Source organism: Spartinivicinus ruber, assembly GCF_011009015.1.
Taxonomy (GTDB): domain Bacteria; phylum Pseudomonadota; class Gammaproteobacteria; order Pseudomonadales; family Zooshikellaceae; genus Spartinivicinus; species Spartinivicinus ruber.
In genome coordinates this window covers 36,458-48,919 of record NZ_CP048878.1, presented here as the reverse complement: position 1 = coordinate 48,919, position 12,462 = coordinate 36,458, and the positions used below count along the sequence as shown (strand labels likewise).

The following is a 12,462-nucleotide window of genomic DNA, read 5'->3' as shown; positions in this document are numbered from 1 at the left end:
TGCTGTACAGTAATATCATATATATCAATTGTGAACTCCATAACATCAAATGAAACACCTGATATATCTTTAGATATACCACTTGGGAACTCATATTTCATTATTCATGCTTTTAGCAGTCTCTTAACATGAAAAAATAGTCTGCACCTTGTTTAAGGTGAAAACCATATAAACAAAAGTTCCGAGATCCGCAAAAATAATTAATTTTCAACACTTGGAAATAATTTTTTTATCTAGTTATGCCTACCTATAAAGAGCAATGAAATCATAGGGGGCAATTATGGTAATAAGCAACAAAAATGCGTAATAGAAAATGACCAATATCTCAGGAAGTATTCACACTTTCACGAAACAAAAGCTTTCGAGTTAACTGCCACCAGCGAGCCTACAAGCCAGACAACCTACTAATCCTGGGCCAGCACGTGACTTGTTGAAGGTTGCCCAATCGTTTATCCATTGGCGAACGCTATTTGAGACGGAATCAAACTAGGGGCTGTTTGTTGCTTAATCCTGCTTATTTGATCACTTTTCTTGAAAAAATATTATATAACCAATTACCGTCTTGATGTATTTGGATATACTGAGCAGCTTTTAATCTACTCTTCAAATCTTCACCTAGTCGTAAGGAGGTAAAATGGAGTCTGCATTAAATTGGGTGAATGAAAACTCAGACCTTTTAATTGAGTATGCAGTACAGATCACACTAGCTTTTGTCGTCTTATTTATTGGGATTCGAGTTGCTAAGTTATGTGGCAAATTAACCGAAAAAGCTTTTAATAGTCGTAAGGTTGATAAAGCTGTAGGTTCTTTCGTTTCAAGTATTGTCTATGCCATTGTTCTTGCTGCAACAGTCTTGATGGCTCTTTCTCAAGTAGGGATTGAAACCACCTCTTTTATTGCCATTCTAGGTGCTGCAGGTCTTGCCGTTGGCTTGGCTTTACAAGGTTCATTATCTAACTTTGCTTCGGGTGTTTTGATTATACTTTTACGTCCATTTAAGTCAGGAGACTATATTGAAGCTGGTGGTCAGTCAGGTACCGTAACTAAAATAGAGATTTTTTCAACGGAGCTGCGTACTCCTGATAATAAAGTCATAATAATGCCTAACTCATCAGTTATGTCTGATGCTATTGTTAATTACTCTAGAGAGAAAACCCGTCGTATAGATTTGGTGATCGGCGTAGGCTACGAAGCTGACCTTAAGGAAGCCAAGCAGGTGCTTTCTTCAATACTTGATGCTGATGTGCGTGTACTTAAAGAGCCTGGCTATACAGTAGCTGTATTGGAGTTGGCAGACTCAAGCGTTAATTTTGCTGTTCGCCCATGGGTTAATACAGTAGATTACTGGCCCACTTATTTCGATTTAGTAGAAAAGATTAAGCTCGCCTTGGATGATGCAAATATTTCAATTCCTTTTCCACAAATGGATGTACATCTTCATAAGGATAAATAGTTAGTCTATATTGCTGTACAGTCTACCCTCAGACAGTATGTGTAAGTACTAAAAATATTTTTAGTACTGCATGCTTGCTGAGGGGTACGTTAATTTCACACCATATATTAATACCTGCTACCGGGTATTCTCTAACTAACTGATGCCCCAAAAGCATATAAATGGTGGCATCAGATCTAGAACAGTAATAGTTGTATCACTCAATGTTAGGAAAATTAAAAGCATTGAATGCTACTAAGCCGACCCCGTAGATTCTCTAAAAGCCATTGCGCCATTTACAGACAGTTCTGTTACAATGCCACCTTTGTGACTGATACTGATCCCCCAAAGCAAAGGGTATAAGGTTAACCAAGGCTACATCGCCATAGCACCAGCAGTATTAGGCCAAGTCAGCCAACGTTGTAATTCAGGTAATTGTTCATGAACCAAGCCTCCTTTGCCACCCTTAAGCTAACCCCTGAACTGCTTAGCAACCTTACATCACTTAACTATCAAGTTATGACGCCAATTCAGGCACAGAGCTTACCAGCTATTTTGCAAGGTAAAGATGTTATTGCGCAGGGTAAAACCGGCTCAGGTAAAACCGTAGCGTTTGGTTTGGGGCTATTAAGCAGTCTTGATGTAAAGCGTTTTTGTGTACAGTCTCTAGTGCTTTGCCCTACCCGGGAGCTGGCCGACCAAGTAGCAAAAGAAATTCGCAAACTGGCCAGAGCTATCCACAACATTAAAGTGCTAACCCTATGCGGCGGTATGCCATTTGGTCCACAAATTGGCTCACTAGAACATGGGGCTCATATTATTGTGGGCACACCTGGGCGCATTGAAGAACATTTACGTAAAAGAACATTACAGCTAGATAATTTAACTACACTGGTGCTGGACGAAGCAGATCGCATGTTAGATATGGGCTTTCAAACGGCTCTTGAGGCTATCATTGGTCACATTCCTAATCAGCGCCAAACGTTATTATTCAGCGCGACTTATCCTGATCAAATTCAAACAATTGCGGCTAATATCATGAGTCAGCCAGTAATGGTGCAAGTAGCTGCAACTCATGACAGTTCCAGTATCAAACAGTATTTTTATAAACTAGAAAATAATAAGCAACGCAACACTGCACTACGCTTGCTGATACTAAAATATCGCCCCGAGTCTGCGGTAGTGTTTTGTAATACCAAACGTGAAACCCAGGAAATCGCTAACGAGCTATGCAGCCAAGGCTTTAGTGCGCTGGCTTTACATGGCGATTTAGAACAAAAAGCCCGGGATCAGACCCTGGTGCGCTTTGCGAATAAAAGCGCATCTATTCTTGTTGCAACTGATGTTGCCGCTCGAGGGTTGGATATTGACGCCTTAGATGCAGTTATCAATTATCAGCCTGCTCGCGATAGTGAGGTACACGTACATCGCATTGGACGAACAGGTAGAGCTGGTAGCAAAGGTATAGCTTGCACCCTGTATAGCGATAATGAAAGCTACAAAATTGCGCAATTAGAAGACTACCTTACCCATACAATTACTCCTGAGCCTTTACCGCCATTCAGCTTATTAGAAAAAGATGTTCATAGGCCATCAATGACAACTTTGCAAATTGACGGCGGCAAAAAACAAAAAGTAAGACCTGGTGATATTCTTGGTGCACTAACAGGAAAAAATGGTATTGCAGGCAAGCAAGTTGGTAAAATTCATATTTTTGATTATTGCTCCTATGTAGCAGTAACTAAAGAAGCAACTAAGCCTGCTTTAAAAAAATTGTCTGAAGGTAAGTTAAAAGGACGTTCCTTTCGTGTAAGGCGGATACGGGGTTAACAACCCACCGTCTTTTGCAACACTCCAATTTCACCATTCACCCATTAGAACTATTAACCAGTGAACTTAATTGCTCAATGGAAGCAAACATTCGCTCCCATTGAGACTGCTCCTCTGTATTCGAATAGAATGTAGTCTCGTAAGAAACAAACAGGGTCACCCCCATGTTTTACCCTTAAAAATTCTGGTTTCATTAACACTTTATGCTGGAATTGCATGTGGATGAACAACGTAATGTTCTGTTCTGTGCAAAATTATTAGCAACAGGTAACCCAGAATACCCACCTTATTTATGGCAGGAATCAAAGAACTCCTCAAATTTGATAGGCGCTATCGCCATAGTTTTAATCAATTTAGTCGTCAACTTAGGGTACTTATTGATTTAATATATACTGGGCCATGATCAAGGACTCACAGGAAAACTTGCTAAAATTGAAATAGATTTAAAGAATAGTAGCGCAACAGAAAAAGCCTTAGAAAAAGGACTCGCGCTTTGGAGAGAAACTTCAAAATAAAATTGTAAGGATTAATTTATTATTTTTTTTTATCCCACAAAAATATAAAAGGCGATGACTCAGCCTACCGAACAAAAATCAACCTATAAACTAATCTACAAAAAGTATCACTAGATATCATAAGTCGTATTATATTACCAATTGTATAAATAGCAAACTTCTAATAATTATATAGCAGCCATAGCGATCAAAAAAATGATGAGGAATTAGCACTTAGTTAATCATATTGACTTACAAACAAACAACAGGACAATAAGAACATTTGATGGAAAACTTGATTGCAGACATTTTTACAGCCTATAAAGTGAGCTGCTAAACAAGTTGTTAAGTCTCAGCTATGTGCTATCGTAAGCTGTAGCAATGTAACCAGCTCTTGTAAAGTATAAAACAGACAGTGTTCAAACAACTCTTACCCATATTAAGTTGTGTGATTGCCTTAAGTTCCACTCACTCACTATCGACTGAGGTTATTGATGTAACGATCCTGGCTGACGATAACTACTACCCTTATAGCTTTGTAGAAGATGGAATGCTAACTGGTGCTTACACCCAGATAATCGAGCGTATAGTCAAAGAAATGCCTAATTTCCGTGTACAACTTGTGCCAGTACCTTGGAAGCGAGGCTTAAAACTATTAAAAAGTGGAAAGGCCTTTGCTTTGTATCCACCCTACCTAAAAAAACAAGCTCGACCTTATATATGGCCAGTATCCAAGCCTATACTTGATGAAATTACTTCAGTTTTTTGTCGCACAGATATTTTAACCACCCCACGACCCAACTGGCCTAATGATTATATCGGCTTAACCATTGGCAATAATCATGGTTTTCAAATTGCTGGCAATCGCTTTTGGCAACTGGTAAAACAAGGAAAGATAACCGTTAAAGAGTTTAAAAATAATCAAGTGAATCTAACAAAAATGTTAATTGCCAAAGAAACTGACTGTTATATGAATGATAGAGAAGCAATACTACTTTCATGGCACAGCCTAATTAGCCAAACTAAGTGGAAACATAAAGTAATGGCAATGACTGAAGGTGCTGTCATTTCAAAAGAGCAAGGACATTTGGGTTTTACCAATAACGATCAGGGATTTTATTACTATAAAAAAGACTTTTTAATAAAATTCAATAAAATTCTGGAAAAAATTAAACAATCAGGTGAGCTTGAAGAAATTATCAACCAATATTGGCAATCTTTGCGAGAAATTCATTCCAGAAACATAGATGCTAATTAAATATCCCCTCCCTTCGTTTTTCCCTCTTTATATACTCTCACGACTCATTTTTAGGTGTTAAAAAAAAGCAATAATACCCACAGCGAAGGGCATTTTAGGCTAGGCCATCGAGTGATGAATCCCCAGGAGTTTAGACCAGCTAAATGACTGGGATGAAGAGCGACGATAACAAAGCCTAAAATTCATTCGCGAAGGGTACAATTTTAATACTCTTCGTCCATAACCTTATGCCTATCCTCATGATAGCCTTCTTCATCAAAGCCATCACGCCAATAAGGAACAGCGTATAAGTTTTTCCTGGTAAGCCCATACTTAGCTTTTAAATAGTTGCGGATATTGACTACTGCATTATTTTCACCAGCAACCCATGCTGAAACAGCCTCTATATTTTCTGGTTTGTCTACTTGCTTAATTGCATCCAACTGTAGGGTACTTCTCCCAGCAGTCAGGTTACCTCGATATAGCCAATGAATTTCCATCACTGATCGAGTAGCTAATGGCTGCCGTTCAGACTCATCTGTTACCTCTATAAACACATGCCCTGACGTATATTCTGGCAACTCTTCAAGCAACGCGGAGATTGCTGGTAACGCCGTCATATCACCTGCAATAATATGCCAATCAGCAGGTGCCAACAGTGGATCTGGCCCACCAGGACCAGCTATTCCTAAAAAATCACCTGGTTTAGCTTTAAGCGCCCAACCAGAAGCTGGGCTATCATGACCATGTAATACAAAATCTACTTCTAGTTCTTCCTTCTCACGACGATATTTACGTACACTATAAGTGCGTGTAATGGGTTTTTCTTCTTTCGGTGGCCATATAATCCCTTTTGGGCCTAATGTAGGCAAAACGGGTTTATCCTGATGAGCAAGCGGTAAAAAAACTTTTATATGCGCACCATTTCTATCCTCAGGAAAATCCTTAATAGCGTCACCAGAAAGTGTAATACGCTGCATATGAGGCGAAATGCACTCCGTTTTTACAACCTGCAAAAGCCTCGGTGGTGTACGTTTTGGCCCATTGTGGTTTATAGCAAGCTTTGCTGCTTCAGCAGTTTGATTACTCAAGTTTTTCCCCTTAACAAGATTTAAAATACTGATTTGCCAAATATTAATTTCTATACCCTTTGAGCATCACTGTTAGGGGTTGAAATCAGTTGATTGTTTACTGCATATTGTAAATATTTAAACAACAACTGTTTATTAATAACTGGTTGAGCTAACCCTGTTTGTTTAAGAGCTTGTTTGAATTGAGCATTAGCTATTCTGAACTCTGTTTCGGAAGGCTCTGCTTTTGTACTAACAGCAGACTCTCGCATATCAAAGAATGCCATTGTTGCTAAGTCCTGATCAGTGGATTGTTTCTCAACTTGTTGCTTCCATTCAGGAAGTGGTAAAGCCTTCATTTCAAAGCCAAACTCTTTAATCCATTGAAATAAAACTGTCAGGCCTACTTTTTCATCTAAAGCGATATTGAAAACCCTGGTAGTTAAACCTTGGGTTAACGAAATACGACTGATCGTTTCTGCTACAAAATCAACAGGCGTCCACACTTCCGCTACATTAATGCTTGGGAATGCCTTGGCAGGTAAACTTGCATGAACAATTCGCCAAAAAAAATCCTGACTATTAACAAAGCCCGTGGTCTCAGCACCGGTTACTCTGCCTAGTCTATATAGTGAGACTGGTAGCCCTCGTTCGCCTGCCTGTTTAACCAAATATTCTGCCGCCCACTTACTTTGCTGGTAACCATCAAGTAAGCCGGAATGTCTGTCGATAAAAGTTTCCGGCAAAGAATCCATTATCTTGGTAGGGGCACCGACAGCCTGAGTAGATATATGATGAAAAGGTACAGTTCGAATACTGGCTGCTAATTTAAGTAGCTCTTTGGTCGCTATAACATTAGCTTCACGTAAGCTAGAATACTCTCGAACCACACTAACAACAGCACCATTGTGATAGATTGCATCACACTCTGTGGCTAAAAAGCTATATTCTTCATCACTCAAACCAAGTTGAGGTTTACTTAAATCACTAACGACAGGTATAACCCTTTGTTCAATGTTTTGCACTGCTAGTTGTTGTTGCTCTAATGCTGCCTGCAAACGTCGCATGGCATGCTGCTGGTCATTTGCTCTCACCAAACAATAAACATCAGCTGAAGTATTCATCAATAACTTATAAAGCAGCTGAGCTCCCACAAAACCAGTAGCACCAGTTAGTAGTACTTTGTTAGGTTTTGGATTGATAACTGCATCCTTAAGCTTACTTGGAACAAGTTCTTCTGCTAGCTGAATATCTTCTAACATCATTTGTTCAAAGCTATTAGTCACCAACTCTTCTGTATTACTTTCCAAAACAGCAGCCAGATCTGCCGCAACAGGAAATTTAAAAATATCCATCACCGCTACTTCTCGACTCAGCTCTATACTTAATCGATTAGCAATTTGGATCGTTTGTAGTGACTGTCCGCCTAATTTAAAAAAGTCATCTTGTGGACTTAACTGAGTTTGACCCAACACTTCTGACCAGATATTAAGCACTTTCTTTTCTAAGGGCGTTGTTGTTATAGCTACTGACTGTTTCGAGTCAATTTTTGCATATAGCTGTTTAAGCTGCTTTCTATCAATCTTTCCTGATGTTGTTTTCGGTAGTTCTTTTAGAACTTCTATTATTGAAGGCACCACTGCTGGCGGTATTTCTTTCAACAGAATCTGGCGGATTTTTTCAGGCGTAACTTTTTTAGTTTCATTTTGCAATGGTACTATAAATGCCACCAACCGCTTGCTACCATTTGGCAATATCTGGCCAACCACTGCTGCATCTTGAATTATATTCTGTTTTATAAGCGTATTTTCAATTTCTAATGGATTTATCCTATAGCCGCTGATTTTAAATTCATCATCAATTCGTCCTAAATAGATAAGTTCTCCACTGTCACTTAACTTAGCTCTATCTCCTGTGCGATACGCTTTCGGTTTTTGGGGTAAATTATCAAGCCTAATAAAACGTCGCTCATTAATATCAGGCCTATTTAAATAACCATCAGACAAACTGTTACCTAACAGAAATAGCTCACCTTCCCCTATCGCCGGTGATAGCTGATCATCTAACACAACAGCCTGTATACCAGGCAATGGCTTACCAATAGTTAGCGGCTCTTCAGTAATGTCACAATTAGAAATATCTGCAAACGTGGCTACTACTGTTACTTCTGTTGGCCCATAAGTATTGAGCAATCGAATCTTGTTACCGACACTTTTTTGCCAATGGATCAGGCGTTCAGGTTGAGCCGCTTCACCTCCAATAATCACTGTTTTTAAAGTTCCAGGGAGATTCTCTTTAGTTGCAATTAACGTCAGCTCATGCCAATACGCCGTTGGTAAATCGAGTAAAGTAATTTTATTTAACTCACAAGCTGTTAACAGTTGCTGTACCGAGTTGATCATTTCTTCTGTACGCAGCACAAGGGTGCCACCATTACATAACGTGAGAAATATCTCTTCTACACTGGCATCAAAGTGTAATGGTGCAAACTGTAAGACTACTTCAGTATGATCGATACCATAACTTTGAGAAGCAGCTGTTATAAAATTGGCTAATGCTGCATGACTAACTGCTACTCCATTTGGTTTTCCCGTTGATCCTGATGTATAAATAACATACGCTAAAGATGAAGAGGGTATTTCAGATAACAGGGTTATTGAATTCTGAAGCTTTACCACACTTTCTTCTGCAAGTTGATCAATAAAAACAAACTTGTTCTTATCATAAGAAACAGTTGGTTGATACTTCTCATAGCTAATTACTAAGTCTGGCTCAGAATCATTTAATACTTCATTATTTCTTAATTCAGGTCCTTCTGGGTCTAAAGGCAAGTAACCGGCCCCAGCCATTAGAGAACCTAAAATAGCACTAATTGCATCCAAGCTTCTTGGTAACATTATTGCGACCAACGGATTAGATTTATTGCAACAACTTATAATTAAATCTGCAATCTGTGCAGCTTTAACATTCAACTCCCGGTAGGTCAGCTCATTATTTTCATGCACCAAAGCGACTTTATCTGCATGCTGTTTTACAACCTTAGAAAACTGTTGAATAACTGTTATTTGAGCTGCTGCATTTTCACCACCATCAATAAACTGTATAGTGTGCGAGTGCCTGCGTACTTTAGTAGAAGGGTTCTCTATTAATATCTCAATCAAGGCTAAATACTTTACCAGTAGCCCTTGAACCGCTTGATCGTCATAGCAAGCTGGGTTGGCATCAAGATTAATATACAACCCCTGCTCTATTGTATTAGTTAAGATACCAAGCGAAATATCTTCAACTGGGCCAGCAGAAAGATTATGAGTAATGCCTTTAATACCTGCAAAACTTAAATCGGCTTCAAAAGGCATAATATTGATAACAGGACCAAACAAACGCTTGTTACCCCCTAATAGGTTAAGATCCCGCTTCATATCTTCATAACGATACTTCTGATGTCTTTTAGTCAACCTGACTTCTTCTTTAACTAAGTTGATAACATCAATAAAGGTATCATCCTTATGAATAGTCAGCCTGATTGGAATAATATTCATCTGCATACACGGCACACGTAGCGAGGCAGATCCTAAACGATTCATCACAGGTAAACCCAATACAATATCGGCTGACTGATGTGTATGTCGGTTAATAAGAACTGCAAAAGCAGCCATAAGTAAATCAGCCCAAGAAACATTCAGGTGATTTGCTAGTGATTCAATACGACTAAATAGTTGCTGATCTAGCTTATTCGTTTTTCTAATAAAGCTTAATGAAAAACTAGCTGTATTTGCTGAAAAACTGGCAACTTGATTTAAATTGCTCATTCGTTCTTGCCAAAAAGCTTGATCCTGTAAAAACTTTGCAGAATTTCTATAAGCTTTATCTTCTTCTATCACTCTCTCTAAATCAGCAAACGGCTTAGATGTAGGATTGCTATTGGTAACAAGGGCTGTATATAAGTCAGCCACTCGTTTGCTAAATAATGAAAAACCATAACCATCTATCGCTACATGGTGAATACGTTGATACCAATAATATTTGCCAGCTGATAATTTCAATAACACCTGATAGCAGGGAAAGTCCGTTGATAAGTCAATTGACTCTTTTATGTGCTTTTTCATCCATTGCTCAGCTAATAACTCTGGGCTGTCTTTAGAAGAAAAGTCAATGACAGCCACTGAACACTCTGTTAACGGCTGAACAGTTTGGCGGGGTGTATTATTTTGTTTAACAATTCTTACTCTAAGCGCCTTCGCTTCTTGCCAAGCCATGTGGATTGCCTGCTTCAGCACCTCTTCCTGGACTGGGCCAACAATTTCAACAAACTCAGCTGTATTATAAACGGCGCTTTCAAGGTTTAATTGCTGTCCCAACCAAATGCCATATTGTGCAGAAGACAGTTGAAGCTGTGTTAGCATTCCGTACTCCAGTCAAGAAATAAGCCCATAACGGTTTTCCTCAGACTAAAGCAAATGATAACTATTCGCAACTATGTTTTCAGTAATATGCTACATATAGAGGGCATCTCTATTTCATTTAACTAAAGTAAGATGTTCGACATACTATAGATTAAGTATGATTCTAGTTATCTAAGTTGAAATGCACTACAACATAGCATATAGCGGTAGCGTGCCTACTGATCAATACACAATCAGAATGAGGAGGTAATATTGAAAGGCCCAGACCCAAATGATAAAGAGCCAATGAAAGGCTTTCCACAAGTTGGCTACCTGAAAAACTATATTACTTCCGAACAGATTATTGTTGGGGATTATACCTATTACGATGACCCTGACGGCCCAGAAAGATTTGAGCAAAATGTGCTCTATCACTTCCCTTTTATTGGAGATAAATTAATCATCGGAAAGTTTTGTGCTATAGCTAAAGATGTAAAATTTATAATGAATGGAGCAAACCACAAAATTTCTGGTTTCTCTACCTATCCTTTTCAAATTTTTGGCAATGGCTGGGAAAAGGTAATACCCAAAGAAGGGGAATTGCCTTACAAAGGTGACACTATTATAGAAAATGATGTTTGGATAGGATATGAATCAACCATTATGCCGGGAGTTAAAATTGGCAGCGGATCAATTATTGCCAGCAAGTCCGTTGTAACCAATGATGTTCCTCCATATAGTATCGTGGGAGGTAATCCAGCAAATATTATAAAATATAGATTTAATAATGATACTATAAATCAATTATTAGATATTGCATGGTGGAATTGGAACCCAGAAAAAATCACCAACAATTTAGAAGCCATTGTAGGCTGTGACCTAAGCTATTTACAAGAAGTTCAATAATAGGAGTCAGAATGAAAACTATTGGTATGCTTGGTGGAATGAGCTGGGAATCGACTGCAGTTTATTACAAGCTTATTAATGAAGAAGTAAAAAATAAATTAGGTGGGTTACATTCCGCAAAAATCTGTTTGTATAGCGTTGATTTTGATGAAATAGAAAAGCTTCAACACCAAGGTAGCTGGCAAGCAACAGCCAATATTCTTGCTGATGCAGCGCAATCAATTGAATCAGCAGGCAGTGATTTTTTAATTATTTGTACTAATACAATGCACAAAGTTGCTGCTGAGGTTCAACAAGCCACTTCAATCCCTCTATTACATATAGCTGATGCGACTGCAAATGAATTAAAAGCAAATAAAATTAATACGGTTGGTTTACTTGGCACACGGTTTACAATGGAACAAGACTTTTATAAAGGTAGACTGCAAGATAAACATGGAATAAAGGTTGTTGTACCTAAACAAACTGATCAAACCATTGTGCATGATATAATCTACCATGAGCTATGCCATGGTAAAACCAATACTCATTCAAGAGAAAAATATTTAGAGATTATTAATAAACTTCATCAACAAGGAGCAGAAGCGGTTATCTTAGGTTGTACCGAAATTTCTTTATTAGTTCAACAACAATACACTCCTGTCCCGTTATATGATACTACAGAGATACATGCCAAGGCAGCAGTTAAACATGCCTTAAAATAAACAGGAACATAGAATATGTATAAAGCAACTTGCCATTGCGGTAATGTTAACATTACAGTTAAAAATTTACCCTCTGTTGTACCAGCTGTAATTGTTCAATCTGTAACCGAATTGGGTCTTTGTGGGCTTATTATCAGCCTGAAGAAGTGAAAATCAGTATAAAAAATGAGCCTACGAGAACCTACTTTTGGGGTGATAAGCTCCTTAAGTTGCATCATTGCAGCATATGCGGTTGTACAACCCACTATACATCAACTGAAAAATGTGAAGAACAAAGGGTTGCAGTTAATGGAAGAATGTTCAACCTTGAAACAATTCAATCTATTCCAATCAAAAAATTTGATGGCGCCAACTCTTGGCAATTTGTTGACTAATTACTAGTGCTAGTATTTTATTTGATGCGTTAT

At 38.4% G+C, this 12,462-nt stretch carries 8 protein-coding genes; 6 read left to right on the top strand and 2 right to left on the bottom strand.

Annotation, left to right across the window (positions count from 1 at the left end; translation table 11 throughout):
- Positions 1-634 precede the first annotated feature (634 nt).
- The 4 genes from G4Y78_RS00190 to G4Y78_RS00175 all read left to right on the top strand — a co-directional run bounded on the left by G4Y78_RS00190 (position 635) and on the right by G4Y78_RS00175 (position 5,014).
- On the top strand, positions 635-1,453 hold the full coding sequence (locus tag G4Y78_RS00190; protein ID WP_163830682.1) for a mechanosensitive ion channel family protein: 819 nt from the start codon (positions 635-637) through the stop codon (positions 1,451-1,453).
- A gap of 420 nt (positions 1,454-1,873) precedes the next feature.
- Positions 1,874-3,262 (top strand): ATP-dependent RNA helicase DbpA, encoded by a 1,389-nt coding sequence (dbpA, locus tag G4Y78_RS00185; protein ID WP_163830681.1) that lies wholly within the window; start codon positions 1,874-1,876, stop codon positions 3,260-3,262.
- 218 nt (positions 3,263-3,480) lie between these two features.
- Positions 3,481-3,648, top strand: a complete 168-nt coding sequence (locus tag G4Y78_RS00180) for a hypothetical protein (protein WP_163830680.1) — start codon at positions 3,481-3,483, stop codon at positions 3,646-3,648.
- Between the two features lie 523 nt (positions 3,649-4,171).
- Positions 4,172-5,014, top strand: a complete 843-nt coding sequence (locus G4Y78_RS00175; RefSeq protein WP_163830679.1) for a substrate-binding periplasmic protein — start codon at positions 4,172-4,174, stop codon at positions 5,012-5,014.
- 203 nt (positions 5,015-5,217) lie between these two features.
- Here the strand turns inward: G4Y78_RS00175 and G4Y78_RS00170 are convergent, their stop codons facing one another.
- Both G4Y78_RS00170 and G4Y78_RS00165 read right to left on the bottom strand, forming a co-directional pair.
- Positions 5,218-6,084, bottom strand: a complete 867-nt coding sequence (locus G4Y78_RS00170) for a siderophore-interacting protein (RefSeq protein WP_230425669.1) — start codon at positions 6,082-6,084, stop codon at positions 5,218-5,220.
- Between the two features lie 50 nt (positions 6,085-6,134).
- The gene (locus G4Y78_RS00165; protein WP_163830678.1) at positions 6,135-10,466 is read right to left on the bottom strand and encodes a non-ribosomal peptide synthetase; all 4,332 of its coding nucleotides are present in this window, start codon (positions 10,464-10,466) and stop codon (positions 6,135-6,137) included.
- Between the two features lie 249 nt (positions 10,467-10,715).
- Between G4Y78_RS00165 and G4Y78_RS00160 the strand changes: the two genes are divergently transcribed.
- On the top strand, positions 10,716-11,351 hold the full coding sequence (locus G4Y78_RS00160; RefSeq protein WP_408022105.1) for a Vat family streptogramin A O-acetyltransferase: 636 nt from the start codon (positions 10,716-10,718) through the stop codon (positions 11,349-11,351).
- A gap of 11 nt (positions 11,352-11,362) precedes the next feature.
- Complete coding sequence (locus tag G4Y78_RS00155) at positions 11,363-12,055, top strand: aspartate/glutamate racemase family protein (protein WP_163830676.1); 693 nt, start codon at positions 11,363-11,365, stop codon at positions 12,053-12,055.
- Positions 12,056-12,462 lie beyond the last annotated feature (407 nt).

Bases quoted from the DNA above. Each gene is read 5' to 3' on its own strand.
- G4Y78_RS00165 (WP_163830678.1), bottom strand. From the start codon at position 10,466: ATGCTAACACAGCTTCAACTGTCTTCTGCACAATATGGCATTTGGTTG.
- dbpA (WP_163830681.1), top strand. From the start codon at position 1,874: ATGAACCAAGCCTCCTTTGCCACCCTTAAGCTAACCCCTGAACTGCTT.
- G4Y78_RS00155 (WP_163830676.1), top strand. From the start codon at position 11,363: ATGAAAACTATTGGTATGCTTGGTGGAATGAGCTGGGAATCGACTGCA.
- G4Y78_RS00190 (WP_163830682.1), top strand. From the start codon at position 635: ATGGAGTCTGCATTAAATTGGGTGAATGAAAACTCAGACCTTTTAATT.